The organism is Pseudomonas sp. VS40, from assembly GCF_018587885.1.
GTDB lineage: Bacteria > Pseudomonadota > Gammaproteobacteria > Pseudomonadales > Pseudomonadaceae > Aquipseudomonas > Aquipseudomonas pergaminensis.
In genome coordinates this window covers 14,197-37,692 of record NZ_JAGYWD010000006.1, presented here as the reverse complement: position 1 = coordinate 37,692, position 23,496 = coordinate 14,197, and the positions used below count along the sequence as shown (strand labels likewise).

General features: G+C 61.0%; 22 protein-coding genes. 7 read left to right on the top strand and 15 right to left on the bottom strand.

What is annotated here, in order from left to right:
- Positions 1–22: 22 nt before the first annotated feature.
- On the top strand, positions 23–790 hold the full coding sequence (locus KHP07_RS29950; protein ID WP_410896884.1) for a methyl-accepting chemotaxis protein: 768 nt from the start codon (positions 23–25) through the stop codon (positions 788–790).
- A 156-nt stretch (positions 791–946) separates the two neighbouring features.
- Here the strand turns inward: KHP07_RS29950 and KHP07_RS18500 are convergent, their stop codons facing one another.
- Complete coding sequence (locus tag KHP07_RS18500) at positions 947–1,432, bottom strand: flavin reductase family protein (RefSeq protein WP_078049173.1); 486 nt, start codon at positions 1,430–1,432, stop codon at positions 947–949.
- A gap of 322 nt (positions 1,433–1,754) precedes the next feature.
- On the opposite strand from KHP07_RS18500, the gene KHP07_RS18495 reads away from it, so the two are divergent.
- From KHP07_RS18495 to KHP07_RS18485, 3 genes are all read left to right on the top strand, one after another.
- The gene (locus tag KHP07_RS18495) at positions 1,755–3,161 is read left to right on the top strand and encodes a purine-cytosine permease family protein (protein WP_214497721.1); all 1,407 of its coding nucleotides are present in this window, start codon (positions 1,755–1,757) and stop codon (positions 3,159–3,161) included.
- Between the two features lie 75 nt (positions 3,162–3,236).
- Positions 3,237–5,564 carry an AAA family ATPase gene (locus KHP07_RS18490; RefSeq protein WP_214497720.1) on the top strand — a complete coding sequence of 776 codons (2,328 nt, stop codon included), beginning with the start codon at positions 3,237–3,239 and terminating at the stop codon, positions 5,562–5,564.
- A gap of 2 nt (positions 5,565–5,566) precedes the next feature.
- Positions 5,567–6,676 (top strand): HNH endonuclease family protein, encoded by a 1,110-nt coding sequence (locus tag KHP07_RS18485; protein ID WP_250883640.1) that lies wholly within the window; start codon positions 5,567–5,569, stop codon positions 6,674–6,676.
- A gap of 12 nt (positions 6,677–6,688) precedes the next feature.
- On the opposite strand, the gene KHP07_RS18480 is transcribed toward KHP07_RS18485, so the two are convergent.
- From KHP07_RS18480 to ribBA, 5 genes are all read right to left on the bottom strand, one after another.
- Positions 6,689–7,843: an ABC transporter ATP-binding protein gene (locus KHP07_RS18480; protein WP_214497719.1), complete on the bottom strand. Its 1,155-nt coding sequence runs from the start codon at positions 7,841–7,843 to the stop codon at positions 6,689–6,691.
- A gap of 17 nt (positions 7,844–7,860) precedes the next feature.
- Entirely contained in the window at positions 7,861–8,670 is an 810-nt protein-coding gene (locus tag KHP07_RS18475) for an ABC transporter permease (protein ID WP_078049170.1), read from the bottom strand.
- Positions 8,671–8,676: 6 nt separating this feature from the next.
- Positions 8,677–9,594 carry an ABC transporter permease gene (locus KHP07_RS18470; protein ID WP_214497718.1) on the bottom strand — a complete coding sequence of 306 codons (918 nt, stop codon included), beginning with the start codon at positions 9,592–9,594 and terminating at the stop codon, positions 8,677–8,679.
- On the bottom strand, positions 9,591–10,616 hold the full coding sequence (locus KHP07_RS18465) for an ABC transporter substrate-binding protein (RefSeq protein WP_078049168.1): 1,026 nt from the start codon (positions 10,614–10,616) through the stop codon (positions 9,591–9,593). The genes KHP07_RS18470 and KHP07_RS18465 overlap by 4 nt, the downstream gene beginning before the upstream one ends.
- A gap of 166 nt (positions 10,617–10,782) precedes the next feature.
- Positions 10,783–11,892, bottom strand: a complete 1,110-nt coding sequence (gene ribBA, locus KHP07_RS18460; RefSeq protein ID WP_078049167.1) for a bifunctional 3,4-dihydroxy-2-butanone-4-phosphate synthase/GTP cyclohydrolase II — start codon at positions 11,890–11,892, stop codon at positions 10,783–10,785.
- A gap of 69 nt (positions 11,893–11,961) precedes the next feature.
- On the opposite strand from ribBA, the gene KHP07_RS18455 reads away from it, so the two are divergent.
- Complete coding sequence (locus KHP07_RS18455; RefSeq protein WP_078049161.1) at positions 11,962–12,255, top strand: DUF1330 domain-containing protein; 294 nt, start codon at positions 11,962–11,964, stop codon at positions 12,253–12,255.
- A gap of 875 nt (positions 12,256–13,130) precedes the next feature.
- On the opposite strand, the gene KHP07_RS18450 is transcribed toward KHP07_RS18455, so the two are convergent.
- From KHP07_RS18450 to KHP07_RS18420, 7 genes are all read right to left on the bottom strand, one after another.
- The gene (locus tag KHP07_RS18450) at positions 13,131–13,694 is read right to left on the bottom strand and encodes an NUDIX hydrolase (RefSeq protein WP_214497717.1); all 564 of its coding nucleotides are present in this window, start codon (positions 13,692–13,694) and stop codon (positions 13,131–13,133) included.
- A 2-nt stretch (positions 13,695–13,696) separates the two neighbouring features.
- Positions 13,697–14,449, bottom strand: a complete 753-nt coding sequence (locus tag KHP07_RS18445; RefSeq protein ID WP_078049157.1) for a GntR family transcriptional regulator — start codon at positions 14,447–14,449, stop codon at positions 13,697–13,699.
- 142 nt (positions 14,450–14,591) lie between these two features.
- On the bottom strand, positions 14,592–15,077 hold the full coding sequence (locus KHP07_RS18440) for a flavin reductase family protein (RefSeq protein ID WP_214497716.1): 486 nt from the start codon (positions 15,075–15,077) through the stop codon (positions 14,592–14,594).
- Positions 15,078–15,089: 12 nt separating this feature from the next.
- Entirely contained in the window at positions 15,090–16,571 is a 1,482-nt protein-coding gene (locus tag KHP07_RS18435) for an aldehyde dehydrogenase (protein WP_214497715.1), read from the bottom strand.
- Positions 16,568–17,401 (bottom strand): alpha/beta fold hydrolase, encoded by an 834-nt coding sequence (locus KHP07_RS18430; RefSeq protein ID WP_214497714.1) that lies wholly within the window; start codon positions 17,399–17,401, stop codon positions 16,568–16,570. The genes KHP07_RS18435 and KHP07_RS18430 overlap by 4 nt, the downstream gene beginning before the upstream one ends.
- A gap of 43 nt (positions 17,402–17,444) precedes the next feature.
- Positions 17,445–18,035: an amino acid synthesis family protein gene (locus KHP07_RS18425; protein ID WP_078049151.1), complete on the bottom strand. Its 591-nt coding sequence runs from the start codon at positions 18,033–18,035 to the stop codon at positions 17,445–17,447.
- A gap of 103 nt (positions 18,036–18,138) precedes the next feature.
- The gene (locus tag KHP07_RS18420; protein ID WP_078049150.1) at positions 18,139–19,041 is read right to left on the bottom strand and encodes a LysR family transcriptional regulator; all 903 of its coding nucleotides are present in this window, start codon (positions 19,039–19,041) and stop codon (positions 18,139–18,141) included.
- Between the two features lie 98 nt (positions 19,042–19,139).
- Between KHP07_RS18420 and KHP07_RS18415 the strand changes: the two genes are divergently transcribed.
- A complete protein-coding gene (locus KHP07_RS18415; protein WP_078049149.1) occupies positions 19,140–20,150 on the top strand; it encodes a zinc-binding alcohol dehydrogenase family protein in 1,011 nt (336 codons plus the stop codon).
- A gap of 98 nt (positions 20,151–20,248) precedes the next feature.
- Positions 20,249–20,548 (top strand): putative quinol monooxygenase, encoded by a 300-nt coding sequence (locus KHP07_RS18410; RefSeq protein WP_078050951.1) that lies wholly within the window; start codon positions 20,249–20,251, stop codon positions 20,546–20,548.
- Positions 20,549–20,581: 33 nt separating this feature from the next.
- Here the strand turns inward: KHP07_RS18410 and KHP07_RS18405 are convergent, their stop codons facing one another.
- Both KHP07_RS18405 and KHP07_RS18400 read right to left on the bottom strand, forming a co-directional pair.
- Complete coding sequence (locus KHP07_RS18405) at positions 20,582–21,772, bottom strand: MFS transporter (RefSeq protein WP_214497713.1); 1,191 nt, start codon at positions 21,770–21,772, stop codon at positions 20,582–20,584.
- A gap of 29 nt (positions 21,773–21,801) precedes the next feature.
- The gene (locus tag KHP07_RS18400) at positions 21,802–23,163 is read right to left on the bottom strand and encodes a 3-deoxy-7-phosphoheptulonate synthase (RefSeq protein WP_214497712.1); all 1,362 of its coding nucleotides are present in this window, start codon (positions 23,161–23,163) and stop codon (positions 21,802–21,804) included.
- Positions 23,164–23,496: the final 333 nt, after the last annotated feature.

Genomic DNA, 23,496 nt, shown 5'->3' with positions numbered 1-23,496 from the left:
CGCCACCGACGTGTCGGTGGAAATGGCCGACGTCGCCGAGCGCCAGCGCGAAGCGGTGGACATGGTCTCCACGGCGTTTCATGAAATGGTCGCCACCTCCAACGAGGTCGCACGCTCGTGCAGCCAGGCGGCTGACTCGGCCGACAACGGCCAGCGTCAGGCCCATACCGGGCAGCAGCAAATCGACGCGGCGGTGAGCAGTGTCGGGCGCTTGAGCGAAGAGATCGGCCATTCTGCCCAGGCCATGGAGCAGTTGGAAAAAGACAGCAACGACATCCAGTCGATTCTCGGCACCATCCGCTCCATCGCCGAACAGACCAACCTGCTGGCGCTCAACGCCGCCATCGAAGCCGCGCGAGCGGGCGAACAGGGCCGTGGTTTCGCGGTAGTGGCGGACGAGGTACGCGCCTTGGCCAAGCGCACGTCAGACTCCACCGGCGAGATCGACGGGCTGCTCGGCAACCTAGCACGCCGCACTCACCAGATGGGCAAGCAGATGCACGCGAGCCTGGAGGTGTCCCAGGAAACTGTGGTGTCGATCAATGAGGCGCGGGCCAGCTTTGGCCTGATCCGGGAGTCGGTAGACGTGATCCGTGACATGAATACCCAGATCGCCACCGCCGCTGAAGAGCAGCATCAGGTGGCTGAAGACATCAATCGGCATATCAGCCAGATTCACGGGGACGCACAATTGGTGGCAAGCCTGGCCGATGCCACGCGCCAGGATGCCCAGCAATTGACGGCGTTGTCGCAGACGTTGAATCAGTTGGTCAGTCGTTTCCGTACCTGACCACCGCCGCTTGCTTTTATTTGAAATGCAAAAAAGGTGAGAGCGGGCTTGCTCGCCAATGCGGTGTGTCAGTCACTGAATGCATCGACTGAAAAACTGCCTTCGCGAGCAAGCCCGCTCCCACATTTTGATGTGTGGAGCCTTCAAATAGGGGTATCAGGCCGGCAGGGGCAGGGCGCCCATCTTGCCGTGGCAATACACCAGTGGCCCGGCGTTCTGCTGGGGCACGATCAGGTTCTTGACCGAGCCGACCATGATCGCGTGGTCGCCGCCTTCGTATTCGCGCCACAACTCGCACTCGATCACTGCCGTGGCATTGGCCAGGATCGGGTTGCCCAGCTCGCTCAAGGTCCATTCAATGCCCTGGGCCTTGTCCTTGCCCTTGCGCGCGAAGGCGTAGGCTTCGGTCTGCTGCCCACCGGAGAGCACGTGGATGGCAAAGCGTTTGTTCTTGATCAACACCGGGTACGAGTCGGAGCTGTAGTTGGGGCAAAACAGCACCAGCGCCGGGTCCATCGACAGCGAGCTGAAGGCACTGGCGGTCAGCCCGACGATCTGGCCGTCGTCGTCCAGTGTGGTGATCACGGTGACCCCGGACGGAAAAGAACCCATCACTTGTTTGTAGATGGCGGCATCGATCATGGGACGGTCCTCTTAGGGTAGAGCGGTTTTTATGAATTTATAGGTCTGATGGTATACCGTAATACAATCGATGCAACAGCTTTTTAAGCCAGCCGATGAACGTCTGTCTTTGATCTTATAACCAATAAATACGGGGGTTTTGCCATGAGGTGAGGTGAAATCCTGTGGCACAATTACGGATCAGATGCGCGCCAGGACTACGGATCAGTCTTGTGAAAATGTTGGAATACCATAATATGGTCTTCATCTGAGGGGCGGCCATGAAGCGTCCCCGGTATGGCGTCAAACAACTATAAGATCAGACAAACGCGAGTTCATTTCCATGCCCCAGATGTCCCGGCAAGATCCCCTGATCGAGAATCACACGGTCGATTACGTTCCTCCCGCAGAGCGCCATGGAAAGGCCCGCGACCTGTTCACTTTATGGTTCAGCACCAACATCGCACCGCTGCCGATTGTCACCGGTGCCATGGTGGCCCAGGTGTTCCATCTCAACCTGATGTGGGGGCTGCTGGCGATTGCCCTCGGGCATATGCTCGGCGGCGTCGTGATTGCCCTCGCGTCGGCCCAGGGCCCGCGTATGGGTATCCCGCAGATGGTGCAGAGCCGTGGGCAGTTCGGCCGTTATGGCGCGCTGCTGATTGTGTTCTTCGCGGCGTTGATCTACATCGGTTTCTTCATTTCCAACATCGTGCTGGCGGGCAAGTCCATCGTTGGCATCGTGCCTTCGGTTCCGGTGCCGGCGAGTATCCTTATCGGCGCACTCAGCGCCACGGCCATCGGCGTGATCGGCTACCGCTTTATCCATAGCCTCAACCGCATCGGCACCTGGGTGATGGGCAGCGCGTTGCTGGCCGGCTTCATCTACATCTTTGCCCATGACCTGCCGGCAGACTTCTTCACCCGTGGCGGCTTCAATGCCGCCGGCTGGCTGGCCACGGTGTCGCTTGGCGTGATCTGGCAGATCAGCTTCTCGCCCTACACCAGCGATTACTCACGCTACCTGCCGGCAGATATCGGCATTACCCGGCCGTTTATCGCGACCTACCTGGGCGCGACCCTGGGCACCATCTTGTCCTTCGCGTTTGGCCTGGTTGCGGCGCTGGCGACGCCGGAGGGCACCGAAGCCATGGTCGCGGTCAAGCAAGCCACCGGCTGGCTAGGCCCGATTTTGATGGTGCTGTTCCTGCTCAACATCATCAGCCACAACGCCCTGAATCTGTATGGCGCGGTGCTGTCGATCATCACCTCGATCCAGACCTTCGCCAGCCAGTGGACGCCGAGCATCAAGGTGCGCGTGGTGCTGTCGGGCGTGGTCCTTGCCGGTTGCTGCGTGGTCGCGCTGGGCGCGTCGGCGGACTTCATCTCGCAGTTCATCGGCCTGATCCTCGCCCTGTTGCTGGTGCTGGTGCCGTGGGCGTCGATCAACCTGATCGACTTCTACATCATCAAGCGCGGCGCCTACGACATTGCCTCGATCTTCCGCGCGGATGGCGGGGTTTACGGGCGGTTCAACCTGCATGCGATCGTCGCGTATTTCATCGGCATCATCGTGCAACTGCCGTTTGCCAATACATCGCTGTATGTGGGGCCGTGGGCCAACCTGGTGGAAGGTGCGGACCTGTCGTGGCTGGTGGGGTTGGTGGTGACGTGTCCGTTGTATTACTGCTTGGCGACGCGGGGGAAAGAGACGCGTGAGCTGGTGGGGAAATTGAAGTATGTAAAGTAAATGTCGGGTGGTGCGTTCACTTAATGGCTTAATGCTATTAATCTCGTTGTTTTTTGATCTTCAAGGACGAGATGCATGCAACGGTTCGAGCGCAGTTGGGTGAGCCCACCGGATTTTCTGCTCAGTGAAGAGGTCGGCAAGGCCAGGCGTGAAATACGAAAGTTCCTGTTGCTGCCGCTCGCTCAGCGCTCACAGACTGCCACGCCATCTTCTGCCGTGGTGTTGGATAACGACAATGTCATGCAGGCTTTACGGAGATTGTTTCGCGATAAATGCGCGTTCTGTGAGCGTCTTCACGTGGACCTGCAGCCCTATCGGTTTCGTCCCGTCGCCGAGGCACTGCCGACGGCCAAAGCCAAGGACCAGCACCTCTATTATTCCTGGCTGACTCTGGCCTGGGAGAACATTTATCCCATTTGTCGAGAGTGTATTCCCCACCGTCCCGATTATTTTCCTGTTTCGGGCGCACGGGTTGCATTGCCTGATCGACGCAAGTTGGACAGTTATGTAATCAGCGATTCCGGGCTATGGGGCGACTATCCCCTGAAGGAACGAAGCCACCTTCTGGACCCCTGTTACGAGCACTCATTTCATAAACACCTCAATATCACCTTCGGGGGCCAAGTAAAACCTTGCAGCCATCAGGGTGAAACCACGCTCGAATTTTTCCACCTGGATCGGCCTGAACTCGAGCCTTTGCGTGCAAAGCGCCTGCAAGAGTATTTGGGACTGCTCTTCACGCGTGGTTTTAAGGAGTTGCGCGACAGTGACGCCCTTCCGTTCGAAGGGCTGGACTTTGCAAGACTGGAATTTGGCGGGCTCTGGTATTTGCAGTGCAGGCAAATTGCCCGGCTGCTGACTTCCAAATCTTACTTGACCAATGAAGAAGCACTGAGCCCCGAACGCATCGGCGAGACCTTTGCCTTGATCGTGCGATTGCCGCACTTTGCCGTGGCATTGGAGGCTCTACGGGGGATGGCTCGCCGGACCCCCTATGGTTACTCGCTTCGAATGACGCAAAAACGTGGCAAATGGGTCAAGCCAAAAGGCGCGCAAGGCTTACCGCCGGTGGAGTATCCAGCCCTCTACGGCTTGACCATTAAAAACTTCAGAAGCGTTGAGGACCTTAGCCTTGAAATCAACCAGTCCGCTCAGTTACTGCCCAATCAGGCGCCTGCGCTGCTGATCCTCGGGGAAAACTCGACGGGTAAGAGCTCCATTCTTGAAGGTATGGCGTTGGCGTTGGCGCAGGAGGGTGGCAGGAGGGCGCTGGAAATAAACACAGACACGCTGATACTCGATACCTCCCTGCTCGGGGTTGCACAAAAAAAACGCGCGCTTACCACGACTGTGACTCTAAGGTTCCAGGGAGGTGAAAATAGGGTGCTTGGCATTAAGAAGGGCGGGCTGGATGTCAGTGGGCCATTCTCCACGCCTCCTGTGTTCGCCTACGGCGCGTTTCGCCAATACCTGGATACCAACGCGCTGGATGCGGCACCGCCCGGTTCAATCGTCAATTTGTTCCACCCGAATCGTTTCCTGCTCAACCCTGAAACTTGGTTGATGAGTCTGGAAAAACGTGCGTTCGATGAGGTGGTACGGGTTTTGCGCATCATCTTTTCTGTCGATAGCAACTTTGCCTTCATGTTGAGAGATAAGAAGCACATGCGTTGCCTGCTGGTGACCAACGCCAAAGACGAAAAACCCGCTGGTAAAACCCCCTTGCAACTGGCGTCATCGGGTTATCGCTCCTTGTTGGCCATGGTGTGCGACATCCTGCGCGGGTTGATGGACCCTGACATCAGCCCCTATTTCCAGAGTTTTCCCACCGCACAGGCAGTGGTGTTAATTGATGAAGTCGAAGCACATCTGCACCCGCGCTGGAAAATCCGCGTGATGAGCGCGTTGCGAGAGGCACTCCCTGGGGTGACGATCATTGCGACCTCCCATGACCCTTTGTGCCTGCGCGGTATGCATCACGGCGAAGTGGTGGTGATGCGCCGTCGGATCGATGTGGATGCGGATGTGTCGGTGCGCGTTGAGTGTTTGAGCCACCTGCCTGATGTCGGAAAACTCACGATTGAGCAATTGCTGACGTCGGACTTTTTCAACCTGATGACGACCGATCAACCCGAGGTGGCGTTTCAACTGGCGCATATCGCCGATTTACTCGCTAAAAAGTCCGCGGGCGAAGCGCTCAGCACAGATGAAGGTGCCGCTGTGAAGGCTTTCGAAGGGGAGCTCAGGTCCGTCCTTCCGATTGGCGGTTCTGAGGCGCAACGGTTGGTCCAGGAAGCCGTTGCCGAGTTTCTCAAGGCACGTGCCAGTGAGCCCTCCAGCCAAATGGCCAACCTGCGCAAGCAGTATCGCGACGAGATAATCAATATCCTGGAGCAATTCTGACTATGCGATTCGTCGATCGAGGTACGGTGACACCCAAGGCGATGCAAAAAAAATCCAATGGGGATCCTTCGCCTGCCGACAGGGAAGTTGCTCGGTTCAGGGTGTACTTTGCGCAGAAAAACGACGCTGCATTGGCCGCCCAGCATGCGGCGGCCATCGGGCAGGCCCCTGTGATTAAAAATGCTGAAGCAGATGATGAGGCGAAGGAATCCAAGCCGACCTTCAGCGTTTATAAGCATTCGAGTGTCGAGGAGCGTCTGCACGAACTGTTTCATGGAAAGTGTGCCTACTGTGAGAGCTTTTACTTCTCTACGGCGCCGGTCGATACCGAGCATTTTCGGCCCAAGGGGCGGTTGCAGGAGGATGCCGAACATGGCGGTTACTGGTGGTTGGCGGCGACGTGGGACAACCTTTTGCCGAGCTGCATCCATTGCAACCGGCGCAGCGGTCAGGTTACTCCCACTCTTTCGGCGCAACTGGTTCAACTGATCAAGGCGGGGACGCAGTTCAGTGCGTCCAGCCAGGTGCAAAGCGGCAAGCACGACAGCTTTCCTATCCTGGGTAAGCGCGCCACCGAGTCCGAGCCAAACTATCTGGCTGAATACCCGCTATTGCTTGATCCCTGCCGGGACAACCCCAGCGAGCATTTACGTTTTCATATTGATCGGGATAACTTGATCGGGCTCGTGCTGCCCCGGTCCCACGACGGGGCAGGCTTGCCTGTGGGCGATGTGGAAGGGGCCGCGGATGAGCTGGCGGCCGAGATCAGCAGGGCCCGCGCGACAAGGCTCAGTGTGAAGGGCGCTGTGTCGATTCAAACCTATGGACTCAACAGGCTCGGCCTGGTGCAGGACCGCACGCGAGTTCTGAGGCATCTGGTATTTCTGGAGCGGATGGTGATGGAGTTGAGTTCGCTGATGATGGAGCTGGAAGACGAGGAGGGTATCGCGCCGACGAGCAAGCAGAAGGTGATGGGGCGCCTGAGCAGCCTGCGGGATCTTTTGCTCCAGCAAATGAAGGAAATGGGAGAACCCGATGCGCCCTACACAGTGATGGTTCAGGAATGGACGGCGGATTTCTTGAAGCGTTTGAAATCCACTCCCCAACCCTGAACCGTCCGCACGTCAATGCGCCCCAGCCGCCTTGTTCAAATCGCTCTCCGTCCACTCGGTATACACACACGCATCCGCCGTTGCCCAGCGTACACGCACTGGGTCGCCGGCCTTGAGCGGCATGCCGGCGGCAGACAGCGCCTTGACCGTCATCGAGGTACCGCCGAGGGTTTTCACCGTGCAGGTCTGGCTTTCGCCGAGGAACAGCACTTCATCGACAATCGCCGACACTTCGTTCCAGCCCGCCTTCAAAGGTTGTTCAGCAGCCTGTTCCGCGCTCAGCGCCAGGGCTTTTTCCGGGCGTACCATCAGCAGCACCTCCTGCTCGGTGTGCAGGCCGCTGGTCAGGCGGATTGACAACGACTGCCCTTCAAACGACGCGGCCGCATTGCCCTGGGCGTTGAGCTTGAGGAAGTTGGAGTTGCCAAGGAACGAAGCGACGAACGCATTCGGCGGGTTCTGGTACAGGTCGAACCCGCTGCCCAGGCCGACGATCTTGCCGTGGCTGAAAATCGCGATGCGCTGGGACAGGCGCATGGCTTCTTCCTGGTCGTGGGTCACGTAGACGATGGTGATGCCCAGGCGTCGGTGCAGTTGGCGCAGTTCGTCCTGCAGGTCTTCTCGCAGTTTTTTGTCGAGGGCGCCGAGAGGTTCGTCCATCAGCAGGATGCGCGGTTCGTACACCAGTGCCCGGGCGATGGCGACCCGTTGCTGCTGGCCGCCAGACAGTTGCGAGGGGCGGCGGTGGGCGAACGGTTCCAACTGCACCAGCTTGAGCATGGCGTCGACACGCTTCTCACGCTCGGCGCTGGCCAGTTTGCGGATCGCCAGGGGGAACGCGATGTTGTCGCGCACCGACAAGTGCGGAAACAGCGAGTAACGCTGGAACACCATGCCGATGTCGCGCTTGTGCGGCGGCACATTGACCAGCGACTGGCCGCCTACCAGGATTTCGCCGCTGCTTGGCGTTTCGAAGCCGGCGAGCATCGACAGGGTGGTGCTCTTGCCCGAGCCGCTGGAGCCAAGGAAGGTGAGGAATTCTCCGTCCTTGATGTCCAGCGAGAGGTTGTCCACGGCGGCGAATTCGCCGTAGTACTTGTTCAGGTTGCGCAGGCTGACCAGGGGTTGGCCTGGGTGCTGGGCGGGGTCTTTGATCACTGCACTCATGTCTTAATCCTCGGCGCTCAAGCGCGGGTTTCAGTGCGTCGACGAGCGACGGCGGCAATCACCATGACCAGCACCGACAGGCCGATCAACAACGTCGAGGCGACGGCGATCACAGGCGTCAGGTCCTGGCGCAGGGTGGTCCACATTTTTACGGGAAGGGTTTGCAGGGTCGGGCTGGCCATCATCACGCTGAGCACCACCTCGTCCCACGAGACCAGGAAGGCGAACAGGGCACCGGCCACCATGCCAGGGCGTATTGCCGGAAAGGTCACCTTGAACACCGCCTGCACACGTGACGCGCCGCAGATGACCGCCGCGTCTTCAATCGATTGGTCGAACAGCTTCAGCGAATTGATGATCGAAATGATGGTGAACGGTAGTGCAACGATCACGTGGCTGACCACAAAGGCGAACATCGTGCCGGTGTAGCCGAGCTTGAGGAACAGCGCATACACCGCCACGGCGATGATCACCAGCGGCACGATCATCGGCAAGGTGAACAGACCATAGAGCAGTTCGCGGCCGGGGAAGCGGCCACGCACCAGGGCAAACGCGGTGGGCAGGCCCAACGCGACGGCGAACACGGTGGTCAGCACCGCCACCTTGAGGCTGGCCATCGCCGCGTTCATCCAGTCGGCATTGGAGAAAAACTGGCCGTACCATTTCAGCGTCCAGCCCGGCGGCGGGAACACCAGCCACTGGGATGAACCGAACGACAGCAGGACGATGAACACGATCGGCAACAGCAGGAACAAACCAATCAAGCCGGTGGTGGTATAGAGGCCCAAGCGCATCCTGCGGCTCATGGCATTGGGAGTCAGGAGCATGACAGCTTACCTCGCGTTGCTGGCGCCAACCGGGGATTCCGGCTGGAGCTTCAGGTAGAAGTAGAACAGCACCAGCGTGATGAAAATCAGCAATGCCGCGCCGGCACTGGCCAGGCCCCAGTTGAGGAACGATTGCACCTGCTGGATGATGAACTCGGGCAGCATCATGTTCTGCGCACCGCCAAGCAACGCCGGGGTGACGTAGTAACCGAGCGACATCACGAACACCATCAAGCCGCCGGAGAACAGCCCCGGCCGGCACAGCGGCAGGAATACGCGCAAGAAGTTGGTCCACGGGCTGGCACCACAAATGGCGCCGGCTTGCAGGATCATCGGGTCGATAGCCTGCATGGTCGCCTGCAGCGGCAGCACGATGAACGGGATCATGATGTAGCTCATGCCGATGACCACGCCGGTGAGGTTGTGCACCATTTCCAGCGGTTGATCGATGATGCCCATCGCCATCAGCACTTTGTTGATCACCCCGGAGGCTTGCAGCAAGACCAGCCAGGAATAGGTGCGGGCGAGCAGGCTGGTCCACATCGACAGCAGCACGATATTCAGGATCCAGCGCCCCCATCCACGTGGCACCAAGGTAATGACCCACGCCAGCGGGAAACCCAGCAACAGGCTGAACAGCGTCACCAGGCCGGCCACCGAAAAGGTGTTGAGCAGCACGCGCGCGTACGCCGAGTTGGCGAACAGTTGTTCATAGTTGCCCAGGCCCGGCACCGGCTCCAGCACGCCACGCAGCAGCAGGCCGATCAACGGTGCGAGGAAGAACAGACCGAGGAACAATAGGGCCGGGATCAGGTTGCTCGACCCCCGCCAGCGCTGCGCCAGGGACGGTGCCCGACTGTTGCGGGAAACCGTGCCGGCAGCGCCGAGGGCGCTCCCGGTCGGCGTGGTTGCCGTCATTTTCATTTGACTAGCCATTCATTCCACCGTGTCGCAATGGCCGGGCCGTTCTTGGCCCAGTAGGCGAAATCGAGGGTGATCTGGTCCTTGGCATACGCCGTCGGCAGGTTGGGCGCAAGGACCGAATCCAGGCGCTGTACGCTGTCGATGTTCACCGGTGCATAAGCAGTCAGGTTAGAGAAGTCGGCCTGGCCTTTGGCGCTGCTGGCACTGGCCAGGAACTTCATCGCGGCGGCCTTGTTCTTGGTGCCTTTGGGCACCACGAGGATGTCGGCCATCACCAGGTTCTGCTTCCAGCTTACGCCCACGGGGGCGCCATCTTCCTGCAGGGCGTGGATGCGGCCGTTCCAGAACTGGCCCATGCTGACTTCACCGGAGGCCAGCAGTTGTTGCGACTGCGCGCCGCCGCCCCACCAGACGATGTCTTTCTTGATGGTGTCGAGCTTCTTGAAGGCGCGATCCAGGTCCAGCGGGTAGAGCTTGTCGGCGGGGACGCCGTCGGCCAACAGTGCCAGTTCGAGCACGCCGGGGCTTGGCCATTTGTAGAGCGCACGTTTGCCGGGGTAGGTCTTGGTGTCGAACAGCGCGGCCCAGTCCTGCGGCTTGCCGGCGCCGAGCTTGCCTTCGTTGTAGCCGAGCACGAAGGAGAAGAAGAACGAGCCCACGCCATGGTCGGAGACGAAGCGCGGGTCGATCTTGTCGCGCTGGATCACCGAGAAATCCAGGGGTTCGAGCAGCCCTTCGGCGGCGGCGCGCAAGGCAAAATCAGCCTCCACATCCACCACGTCCCATTGCACGTTGCCGCTTTCGACCATGGCCTTGAGTTTGCCGTAGTCGGTCGGGCCGTCCTGTACCACGGTGATGCCGCTGGCCTTGCTGAATGGGTCGGCCCACGCCTGCTTCTGTGCGTCCTGGGTGCTACCGCCCCAGCTCACGAAGTTGACGCTTTCGGCCGCCATGGCGGCATGGCTGGCGGTGGCCAGCAAACCCGCGAACAGGACTGCGCTGATACGTGTGTTCAACACCATTTTTACGCCCTCATTGTTGTGTTTATGAGCGGGGCTTTTGAGTGCCCGCCTATCGGGAGCAGTCGGTGTGGATGACCCTTGAAGGGTCATTCAACCTATGGGATATCATATTATGGTATTCCAAACTTTGCGCAAGCATTTTGCCATACCGGCCATCTGGCCGACGTCACTCAACGAACGGAATGCTCTCCACGACTTCCAGGTCATAACCGGTCAAGCCCGCGTATTTCAGCGGCGGGCCGAGGTGGCGCAACTGGCCCACGCCGAGGTCTTGGAGAATCTGTGCACCGGTGCCCACTTCCGAGTAAATCCGCGACTGCGAGCGATTGAACTGGCGTGGCGCCTGGGTCAGCTGTGGCACGCGCTCCAGCAATGCCTGGGACGATTCATGGTTGGCCAACACCACTACCACGCCGCTGCCTTCTGCCGCGACGCGTTGCAAGGCCGCCCACAGGGTCCAGTTGGACGGGCCGCTGTAGTCGGCGCCGACCAGGTCGCGCAGCGGGTCGATCACATGCACGCGGACCAGCGCAGGCGTATCGCGATGCAGGTTGCCCATGACCATCGCCATGTGCACGCCACCGTCGATGCGGTCTTCGAAGGTGATCAGGCGGAAGGTGCCATGCACCGTGGGCAAGTCACGTTCGCCGATGCGCACCACGGTGCGTTCGGTGCTGAGGCGGTAGTGGATCAGGTCGGCGATGGTGCCGATCTTGATGCCGTGCTTGCGCGCAAACACCTCAAGCTCAGGTCGGCGGGCCATGGTGCCGTCGTCGTTCATCACTTCGACGATCACCGAGGCCGGTGCATGCCCGGCCAGGCGTGCCAAGTCGCAGCCAGCCTCGGTGTGGCCGGCTCGGGTCAGCACGCCGCCGTCCTTGGCGCGCAACGGGAAGATATGCCCTGGCTGCACAATGTCCGCAGGCCCGGCGTTGATAGCCACGGCTGCCGCCACCGTGCGCGCGCGGTCGGCGGCGGAGATGCCGGTGGTCACGCCGGTGGCGGCTTCGATGGACACGGTAAACGCGGTGCTGAACACACTGCCGTTGCTTGGCACCATCTGTTCCAGGCCCAGGCGCTGGCAGTGTTCATCGGTCAGGGTCAGGCAGATCAGGCCACGGGCTTCGCGGGCCATGAAACTGATAGTCTCGGCGGTGCAACACGCCGCAGGCAGCAAAAGGTCGCCTTCGTTTTCCCGATCTTCGTCGTCAACCAGGAGCACCATCTTGCCCTGGCGATAGTCTTCGATGATGTCTGCGATGCTGTTGAAAGACATTGGGGATGCTCGGTCTGTTGGTTGTATGTATTATGGTATACCACAAAAACTCAACAAGAGGATGTCGTGATGAAGGCCTACTGGATTGCCCACGTGGATGTGTCCGATGCAGAGCAGTACACGCAATACACCCAACGCGCGCCGGCGGCGTTTGCGAAGTTTGGCGGGCGCTTCCTGGCCAGGGGCGGGCGCAGTGTGGCGCTGGAAGGCGGGCCGGCACGACAGCGCAATGTAGTGATCGAGTTTGATAGCTACGAACAGGCCGTGGCGTGTTACGAATCGGCGGAGTACCAGGAGGCGAAAGCACACCGCGAGGGCGCGGGACACGCGCAGATCATTATTGTTGAAGGGCTGGCACCCTAGGTCTATCAGGCCAAGGCAGCTCGAATCTGGGAGCAGGCATGCCTGCGATGCAGGCACCTCGGTAGATCAGCATAGGTATCTACACAACGTTGTAACCCCCAACACTCACCACGATGCGAAGCGAGCCGCTCTTGCTCTTGCTCTTGCTGTTGATCTCAGGCGCCCCATCAAACACGCTGGCCGGAATTCGACAGGGATTTGGGGGGTAAACCGGCAGGGATGCCGGTTTAGCCGCCCCGCGCCATGGATGGCGCGTGGCGGCGGCCCCCCCAAATACCTGGCGGATTACGGGCACACCGAGCCTAGGCGAGGTGCCGAGTGTTGGGGCAAGAGCGTTTTGCTTACTTTTGCGCTTTTCAAAAGTGAGCCGCCGTAAGGGCGGAACCCATAGCAGCCGTTACCCAAGTAACGGATATGTACTCGGTCTGATCCAACATCCCGGTCGGCTGTCAGGCCGCCTTCGCAGGCAAGCCAGCTCCCACATTTTTGGATCGCGGGGGGGCAGTTGGAGGGTGGTCGGCTGTCAGGCCGCCTTCGCAGGCAAGCCAGCTCCCACATTTTTGGATCGCGGGGGGGCAGTTGGAGGGTGGTCGGCTGTCAGGCCGCCTTCGCAGGCAAGCCAGCTCCCACATTTTTGGATCGCGGGGGGGAAGTTGGAGGGTGGTCGGCTGTCAGGCCGCCTTCGCAGGCAAGCCAGCTCCCACATTTTTGGATCGCGGGGGGACAGTTGGAGGGTGGTCGGCTGTCAGGCCGCTTTCGCAGGCAAGCCAGCTCCCACATTTGGATCGCGGGGTTAGAGTTAGAGGGGGGCCGTCTGGTAGGCCGCCTTCGCGAGCAAGCCCGCTCCCACACGTTGACGCGGTTCCGCCTGAAGGTCAGCGAATAAAGTGGATCCTGCCGCTGTCGTCATTCCCGATATAAATGCCATACACCCCCGCCCGGCGTTCCTCGATATACCGCTCGAGGATCTGCCGGATCGCCGGGTAGTAGATGCTGTCCCAAGGGATATCCTCGGGCGCAAAGAATTTGTAGTCGAGGGTTTCCGGCCCGAACTGGCCGGTGACCTCCAGCGCGATGGCGCGAAAGATGATGTACACCTCGCTGATCCTGGGCACGCTGAAGATCGAGTAGGGCGAAAGGATCTCCGCGCGTACGCCGCTTTCTTCCCACACTTCACGCAACGCGGCCTGCTCGGTGGTTTCGCCACCTTCCATGAAGCCGGCGGGCAGGGTCCAGGTGCCGGGGCGGGGCGGGATCGCCCGTTGGCACAGCAGGTATTTGCCGTCCTGCTCGATGATGCAGCCGGCGATGATCTTGGGGTTGATGTAGTGGATATAGCCGCAGCCCCGGCACATCAGGCGCTCATGCGTATCGCCCGGTGGCAGCTGGTGACTGAGGTCACTGGCGCCGCACGTCGGGCAAAAGCGTGGGCTGGGCACGGTCAATGGCCTATGCGGGGTTCTTTGAGGGCGATGGGCAGGGTGATTTCCGGGAGCTTGCCGGTTTCTTCCTGCTTGCGCTTGAGGTAGTCCAGGGCCACGGCGGCGGCGGCGCGCACATGATCGACACAGGCTTGGTGGGCGGCCAGGGGGTCACCGCTCTTGATCGCCTGGACCATGCGTTCCATTTCCTGGTTACTGTCGCCACGGCGGTTTTCCTGGGACACCGAAGTGGCGCGCAGATAGCTGATGCGGGCCTGCAACTGGCGTAACTGGGTGGCGGCCACGTGGTTGCCGGAGCCTTCGAGCAATACGTCGTAGAAGCCCTGTACCGAGTCGATGACCTGTTGCAACTCGCCATCCTTGAGGGCCTTGCGGTTTTCCTCCAGGGCTTTTTCCAGGGCCTTGATGTCCTTGGCCTTGGCGCGCAGGGTGAACAGCTGCACGATCAGGCCTTCGAGCACGCAGCGCAGTTCGTAGATATCGACGGCATCAGCCAGGGTGATGATCGCTACCTGCGGACCCTTGGCATCGGCAAACTCCACCAGGCCTTCGGATTCCAGGTGACGCAAGGCTTCGCGCACCGACGTGCGGCTGACGCCGAGGCGGTCGCAAAGGTCGCGCTCCACCAGGCGGTCACCCGGCAGCAGTTGGAAGTTCATGATGGCGCTGCGCAGTTTCTCCAGCACGATTTCGCGCAGGGTAACTGGGTTGTGATTGACCTTGAAGCTGTCGTCGAGTGGCAGGCGTTTCATGGGGTCTGCTCTGAATGTGGCGGTTAACTGGAGGCCAGGGGCGGCTGCGCCGATTGAGGCCGAAATCGTGCCGAAGTTTATCATGCTGCGTTCTTTAAGCGACAAACCCTCGCGGCGCCCGCCATCCGGCCCCCGGCGCTCCTCACGCCAGCGTGGGCAACGGGCCCAGCTTGCCTTTGTGGTAGATCATCGGCGTGACCGGCTGCGCAGGCAGGATCAGGTTTTTCACCGCGCCGACAATGATTGCATGATCACCGCCGTCATATTCGCGCCACAACTCGCATTCAATGATCGCCGTGGCCTTGGCCAGCAGCGGGTTGCCCAACTCGCTCAAATGCCACTCGATGCCCTTGGCCTTGTCCTTGCCTTTGCCAGCGAAGGCATAGGCCTCGGCAGTCTGGTCAGCCGACAGCAGGTGAATCGCAAAGCGCTTGCTGTCGCGCAGGATCGGGTAGGTGTCCGAGGCATAGTTGGGGCAGAACAGCACCAGGGCCGGGTCGATCGACAGCGCGCTGAATGCACTGGCGGTGATGCCGACGATGCCGCCGTCCGGGTCGAGGGTGGTGACCACCGTGACCCCGGATGGGAATGAGCTCATGACGTCTTTGTAAATGCCGGGTTCGATCATGGTCTGGGTCTCTTAACGCATCACAAAAGGATCAGGCATGGGCGCCTGGGAGAGGTTGATCCACACTGTTTTCAGTTCGGTGTAGGCCAGCACCGAGTCGATGCCGCTTTCGCGTCCGTAGCCACTGTTCTTGAAACCACCGATGGGGGCCATGGCCGACACCGCGCGGTAGGTGTTGACCCAGATGATCCCCGAGCGCACGTCCCGGGCCAGGCGGTGGGCACGTCCGAGGTCGCGGGTCCAGATGCCGGCGGCGAGGCCGAACTGCGAGTCGTTGGCGATGGCCAGCGCTTCGGCTTCGTCCTTGAAACGGATGACCGAGGCCACCGGACCGAAGACTTCTTCCTGCATGATCTTCATCGAATTGCGGTCGCATTCGAACAGCGTCGGCTCATAGAACCAGCCTTCGCCGAGGTTCTGCGGGCGTTTGCCTCCGGTGCGCAGGCGTGCGCCTTCAGCGATGGCGTCCGCCACCAGGCCTTCGACCACGGCCAGTTGCTGCGCGGTGGCCATCGGCCCCATTTCGCTGGCGTCGTCCTGCGGGTTGCCGATGCGGATGCGTTGGGCACGCTCAACCAGGCGCTCGACGAATTCGTCGTAGATCTCATCCTGCACCAGCAGGCGCGAGCCCGAGACGCAACTTTGGCCGGATGCCGCATAGATCCCGGCAATCGCACCGTTGATGGCGCTGTCCAGGTCAGCGTCGGCAAAGATGATATTGGGTGACTTGCCGCCCAGTTCCAGGGACAGCTTGGCGAAGTTCTCGGCGCTGCTGCGCACCACATGCCGTGCCGTGGTCGCGCCGCCGGTAAAGGCGATCTTGCGCACCAGCGGGTGACGGGTGAGGGCGGCGCCAGTGCTGGGGCCGTAGCCGGTGACCACGTTGACCACGCCAGGCGGGATGCCGGCTTCAAGGGCCAGGCGCGCCAGTTCGAGGATGGTCGCCGAGGCGTGCTCCGACGGCTTGATCACGATGGTGTTGCCCGCCGCCAGGGCAGGCGCAAGCTTGATCGCGGTCAGGTACAGCGGGCTGTTCCACGGAATGATCGCTGCCACCACGCCCATGGCTTCGTGCACGGTGTAGGCAAACAGGTCGGGCTTGTCCAGTGGCAGGGTGCCGCCTTCGAGCTTGTCGGCCAGGCCGGCGGTGTAGTGGAAGAACTCCGGCAGGTAGCTGACCTGGCCGCGTGTCTCGCGGATCAGCTTGCCGTTGTCGCGGCTTTCCAACTGGGCCAGGTGTTCCTTGTTCTCGGCGATCAGGTCACCCAGGCGGCGCAGCATTTTGCCGCGTGCCGTGGCGGTCAGGCCACGCCAGGCCGGGCTGTCGAAAGCCGTCTGTGCGGCTTGTACGGCGCGCTCCACATCGGCTTCATCGGCATCCGGAAGTTGCGCCCAGGGTGCTGCCAGGGCCGGGTTAAGGCTGTCAAAGGTCTTGCCGGACAGGGCATCGACCCATTCACCGCCGATGCACATCTGGAAGCGTTCAAGCGTCATGCCACGATCCCCTTTATCGTTTGTTGTTGGGCGTGTGCCGTTTCGAGAAAGTCCAGCAACAGCTGGTTGACCAGGCGCGGCGATTCAACCGGCATCATATGCCGTTGCTCGGCCAATATAGCCACGGTGGCGCCCGGAATCCGATCAGCCAATTGGCGGGCCATCTGCGGTGTCGAGCCGGGGTCCAGTTCGCCGGTCGCCACCAGGGTGGGAGACTTGATGTTGCCCAGCTCGTCGGCGCGGTACATGTCTTGGGTGGCAAACAGCTCGTAGGTGGTCAGGTAGCCTTGTGGGTCGTTCCCCGCCAGCGTCTGGCGCAACGCCGCGATCTGCGCCGGGTTGGCTGCCTGGTATTCACGGCTGAACCAGCGCGAGAGGGCGGCTTCGGCATTCGCATCCGGCCCGTGCTCGGCGGCCTGGGCGGTGCGCGCGATAACGCCGGCGCGCTGCTCGGGGCTGCGATTGAACACGCTGTTAAGCACCACCAGGCTTTTGAGGCGCTCGGGGTAATGCAGGGTAAACGCGCGTGCCACCAGCCCGCCCATGGAGAAACCGATCACCGTCGCCTGGGGCAATTGCAGGTGGTCAAGCAGCTCCAGGAGTTGGTCGGCATACCCCAGCAACGGTGTGCCGTTTTCCGGCCGCGGGCTGGCGCCGTGTCCGAGCATGTCATAGGTAATCACGCGATAGTGCGGGGCCAGGCCAACGACTTGCCCGCCCCACATTTCTTTATTCAGGCCCACGCCGTGGATCAAAACCACAGGCTGGCCTTGGCCGGTCGCCAGATAACTGGTGCCAGCCGGGGTGCGTTCAGCGGTGAGCCGAATCATGGAGCGCTCCTGCATACCTTTTTGTTTGAGTGACGAGCCTTGATTACTGGGCTTTTTCAGCGGCCAGTTCCTCAAGGTCGATGTAACGGTTGCCGATGCGTGGGTGCAGGCGACCGCCATCGGCACAGCCCAGGACCACGACGATTTCGTCGGCACGCGGCGAATCCTCGATGTGCATTTCCAGGGTGATGTAGTGCGAGCGCAGGCCTTCGTCATCCTTGTGCATCATCGGGATCTGGATCGACGTGCCCGGGCCGCCGCGCTTGTTGGTAAAGCTCAGGTAGCTTTTGGCGTTGACCGCTTCTCGGTAGTGGTTGCCAAAGCGCAGGGTATGGATGATGGCCGAGGCGTGTTCGATCTCGCCGTCGGCACCGACCACGGCGGCCTTGCCATAGGCTTCGATCTTCTCTGCGCCGCCGATGATGCCGACCAGGCGCTCCACCATCAGCGCGCCGAGATCCGAACAGTTGGCACGGATCTCGGGTTTCAGGTCTTCGACAAAGCCGCGACCCAACCACGGGTTCTTCAGGACGACCGCCAGGCCGACCATGGTCACCGGCGTGTCAGAAGCCTTGCCGCCTTCGATAAAGGTTTCTTCTACGTAGCTGACGATCTTGCGGATTTCGAAACTCATGGCTGCTCCATCTGGGTACGGTGGGTTTGTGTATGATGGTATACCATAATACCGGAAGCGCAAGAGTCAGCAGTAATTTGATGAGCACCGTCACGACGGTGGGCTAGTGCTCGATCGCAAAAGGCGCCATAGCACTGAACCGCTGCCTCAGCCATTGATGCAGCGCAGTCACTGATCGCGAGACCTGCCCGCGATGGGGGCAGGCGAAACTCAGGGGGTACACATCACCGGGATAGTCGGTCAGCAGTACCACCAGACGGCCTGCCTGGACGTCGGCGCTGACATCCAGCCAGGATTTGTAGGCGATCCCTTCACCCTCCAGGGCCCATCGGCGCACCACATCCGCGTCATCGCTGAATAGCGGGCCGGCGACGTGCACGGTTTGCGTGCCCAGTTGCCAGCGGTCATGCAGCCGACCGCTTTGCAGGTACGGCAGGCACGTGTGACGCGACAGGTCCTGCGGCGTTCGGGGCGCGTCCTGGCGTGCCAGGTAGTCCGGGGACGCCACCAGTACCCGGCGGTTGCCGGGCACCAGGGGCAGGGCGATATAGTTGGCGTCTTCGTTCAGGCCGTAGCGGATGGCCACATCCACCGGGTCACGAAACAGGTTGCTCACGTGGTCCGAGAGCAGGAAGCGCAGGTTCAACTCCGGGTGCAGCCGGCGGAATTCGGTGAGCCACGGCAGCAGGATATTGCGCCCCAGGTCCGACGGGGCGGCGATCTGCAGGGTGCCACGCAGCGGCGCATTGTCACCGTGCAGGTTGGCCCGACCTTGCTCCAGGTGTTCGAGCACTGACCGCGCCGTGGGCAAGTACTGCTCACCTTCAGCGCTCAGGCGCAGGCTGCGCGTCGTGCGGGTGAACAGGCGCACTTCCAGTTCCCGCTCCAGACGCTTGATTGCAGCGGCCACCTGCCCAGGTAGCAAATCGGCCTCGACTGCGGCGGCGGTAAAGCTGCCCAGGGCGGCGCTGCGCAGGAACAAGCCAAGGTCATCGATACGGATCATTTTCTCTTCCAGAGTGAAAGTGTTGCTGCATTGTGTTGATTTTTCTTTGTAGTGGGAACGGTAAAGATGCTCGCCACTTCCTTCATCAATGAGCTGCCATGAAAGCCATCGCCTTTACCGAACACGGTCTGCCCATCCACGACCCGCGCTCACTGCAAGACGTCAACATCGCCGCACCCACGCCTGGCCCCAGGGACTTGCTGGTAGAAGTCGAGGCGGTCGCGGTCAACCCGGTGGACACCAAAGTCCGCTCCGGCAGCTTCGCCAAGGAGCCAAAGGTGCTCGGCTGGGACGCGGCCGGTACCGTGCGCGACGTCGGCGCCGACGTCCGGTTGTTCAAGCCGGGGGACAAGGTCTACTACGCCGGCTCGCTGACCCGGGCAGGCAGTTACAGTGAACTGCAGGTGGTGGACGAGCGTATTGTCGGGCACCGCCCGCAGTCGTTGAGCGCTGCCCACGCGGCGGCCTTGCCGCTGACCTCGATCACTGCCTGGGAATTGTTGTTTGATCGCCTCGGAGTGCGCGAAGACGGCGGCGACGGCGATGTATTGCTGGTGGTGGGTGCCGCTGGCGGCGTGGGCTCGATGCTGGTGCAATTGGCCCGCGAGCTGACCGGCATGACCGTGATCGGGACTGCCTCGCGCCCGGAGACCGTCGACTGGGTCAAGCGCATGGGCGCCGATCATGTGATCGACCATCGCCTGCCGATGTTGGCCCAACTGCAAGCGCTGGGGGTTGGCGAGGTCAGTCATGTGGCCAGCCTGACGCACACCGAGGAGCACTTGGCGCAATTGATCGAAGTGTTGCGACCCCAAGGGCGCCTGGGGGTGATCGATGATCCCCGCACCTTGGATGTGATGCCGCTCAAACTCAAGTCATTGTCCCTGCACTGGGAGTTGATGTTCACCCGCTCGCTGTTCGAAACCCCGGACATGATCCACCAGCATCACCTGCTCAATCGCATCGCCACACTGATCGACCAAGGCATTTTGCAGACCACCCTGGGTGAGCATTTCGGCGCTATCAATGCGGCCAACATGCGCCGTGCCCATGCGTTGGTCGAGAGTAACAAGGCGCGTGGCAAGATTGTGCTGGAGGGGTTTGCATGAACACCTTGATCAGGTCGATGGGGTTGACGCTGCTGGTGTCGTTGACCGCAGGCTGCGCCAGCCAACACCCGAGCCTTTCCCCCAACGGAGTGCCCACCATGCAAAAACCCTTGGTATCCATCGCCGTGCTCAAGGCCAAGCCCGGCCAGCAGCAGGCACTCAAGCAAGGCTTGTTGGCGTTGGTTGAACCAACGCGCACCGAGCCCGGTAACCTTGACTATGTGCTGTTTGAGCTGCGTGACGAGCCCGGTACGTTCTACATGCGGGAAGCTTTCAAGAACCAGGCCGCCCTCGACGCACATTTTGCCACGCCGTACTTCAAGGCATTTGCAGCAGCGGCCGACGGTTTGCTCAAGGAGCCTTTGCAGCTTATTTTCCTCGAGCAAGTGTCGGACTGAGGCCCCCAAACCGTGATCGGCGGCCCCTGGCTATCAGGGGCTTTCCCGCAAGGCCTCCTGCAGCCCCGGCCGGCTTTTCATTTGCAGGGCAAGTGTACCCATGGCCAACAGGGCCGCACTTGCGCCTGCGATGGGGATGTAGGCGAGACCGAAATGGGTAATCACCCACCCTGCGCCGACGCCACCCAACGCTGTTCCGAGGTTGAATGACGCAATATTGAGTCCCGACGCCACGGCACTGGATTGCGGAATATAGTGGTGTGCCAGGCGCAGCATGCGCAGGGTCGACATGGTCACAATGGCAAAGAACACTACCCCCAATAGCCCCACCAGCGTCAGGGTGGCGATCACCGAGTCCCCCCACAGATACAAGCTCATCAGGTTGAGCATCAAGGCGCTCAAGCCACCGAGCAAGCATCGGTCCGCGTCGAATGCATCCACGAGATAGCCGCCGAGCACATTGCCGAGAATGGAGCAGACACCGAACGCCAGCATCGCCAGGCTCAGCACCTGCGGTTGGATACGGGTGATGTCCAGCAGAAACGGCGACACGAAGGTAAAAAACGAAAACGTGGCGACGCTCACCAGCATCGCGATCGTGGCAGCCATCAACAGTTCGCGGTGCAACAGGGCGGCGAGGCCTTGTTTCAAGCCTTGGCCAGCGTTAGGTGACGCGGTGGGTTGCCGGCGCATCAGCAGGACCAGCCCCACCGTGCTGATCAGGCCCAGGCCACCGATAGCCAGGAACACTATCCGCCAGGACCAGTAGCTGCCGAAGAAGGTGCCGATGGGCACGCCAAAGGCAATCGAAAGCGTCAGGCCGATCCACACCAGCGACAGCGCGCGCCCTGCACGCATCGGGTCGACCAGTTTGACTGCCGCGTTGGAGGCCACGGCCATGAACACGCCATGCGCCAAGCCGATGATGAGGCGTACGCCGTGCAAGGTCAGGATATCCGGCGCCAGGCTGATAACCACGCTGCCGACGGCAAGTACGGCGAGGGTCAGCAGCAGGACGGATTTGTCGCGCCAGCTGGCCAGCATGGCCGTGATGACCGGGGCGCCGATGGCGGCACCCAGGGCGTACGCTGCAATGGCCGAGCCGACGTTCGAAATGGACTCGTGCAGGTCCAGCGAAATCGCGGATACCAAGCCGGCGACAACGAATTCGGACAAGCCGAAGGTGAAGGTGCAGAGCGAAAAAATATAGATGACAGCTGGCATAGGAACTCAGTGGTGGGAGGAGGGCGGGTTCAGGTCAGGTGTGCAACGCGCAACGCCAGTTCAAGGGCTTGTTCATAGTTGAGGCGCGGGTCGACCTTGCTCAAGTAACGACGGGACAGGTCCTCGGGCTGCAGGTCGCGTGCCCCGCCCAGGCACTCGGTGACGTGCTCCCCTGTGAGCTCCAAGTGCAGGCCGCCCAAACGCGTGCCGTGTTCGCGATGGACACTGAAGGCCACCTCGATCTCGCCCATGATCTGCTCGAAACGTCGGGTTTTTGTACCGCAGGCCAGGGTCTCGGTATTGCCGTGCATGGGGTCGCATAGCCATAGCACCTTGGCGCCTGAGCGAGTGACGGCGTTGAGCAAGGGCGGGAGTGCCTTGCGTAGTTGGTCAGCGCCCATGCGGTGAATCAGCGTCAGTCGGCCCGGTTCGTTGTGGGGATTGAGTCGCTCGATCAGCGCCAGCAAGGCGTCGGGGCTGACCTCGGCACCCACTTTCACGCCCAATGGATTGCGGATGCCGCGACAGTACTCCACATGCGCGCCTTCCAGGTCTGCAGTGCGTTTGCCGATCCAGGGAAAGTGCGTGGACAGGTTGAACCAGCCGTCGAAACCCGGTTCTTGGCGCGTCAGGGCATGCTCGTAGTCCAGCAGCAGGGCTTCGTGGGACACAAAGGTTTCACGGTGCAGAAAACGGTCGGTGTCGCTGCCTGCCAGCGCCGCCATGAATTGCGCGGTGTGCTGCACACCCTGGATTGTGCGATGGAAGGCGGCTCTCTCAGGGTGCGTGTCGATCCATGCCGTGCTCCAGTGCGCGGGCTTGAGCAGGTCATCGATACCGGTTTCATACAGGGCACGGATAAACCCCAGGGTTGAAGCGCAACAACTGTAAGCCTGCAGCAGGCGTTGCGGGTCGGCGCGGCGTTCTTGTGGGCTAAACGTGCTGCCGTTGACGATGTCACCGCGGTACACCGGCAGGGTTTCCTGGCCCAGGGTTTCGCTGTCGCTGGAACGCGGCTTGGCGTATTGCCCAGCCAGGCGCGCCAGGCAGATCACCGGCATTTGCAGGCGCTGCATCAGTACTTGAGTCATTTGTTGCAGCACTTTGACCTGGCTGGCGGTGGTCTCCCTGGAGCAGTGGTCAAAAGACTCCGCGCAATCGCCGCCTTGCAGGATGAAGCCTTGGCCGTCCTGCGCCTGGGCGATCAAGGTCTTGAGTTGCAGGATCTTGCCAGCGCTCACCAGCGCGGGCCGCTGGGCCAGTCGCTGCAAGGTATGCTGGAGTTCGGTGGGGCAGGGGTAGACGGGCTGGTGCAGGGCCGTGCGTGAGCGCCACGTATCGGGTGTCCAGCCAGTGGCGTTGGCCTGGAAGTGTTTGTGTGTCGTCAGCATTCAGCGTCTCCTTGTCGGTGCATAAGTCGAAGGTCCCACCGGTGCAAGTGCACTAAGTTGGCGCCGTCTTTTAAGCGACTGTCGTGGTTATGCCCGGAACTCGTTTTTGCAAGGTGGCGGTGATAGTGCGGTGACAACAGTGAGATGAGAAATACTATAAAAGTCTCTGTTTAATACTTTTGGCGGGTATTAGTCGGCGCGTGGTGCCCCCCAGTGTTAGAGAGCTGTGAACTGTTTAGTTAGTTGTAATGTGCGGGCGACTCGCGTATCGCGGGGGCACGACCCTAACTAAATAATATCGCCGGGTCGCCAAGTATCGGGCGTTTTCTCTGA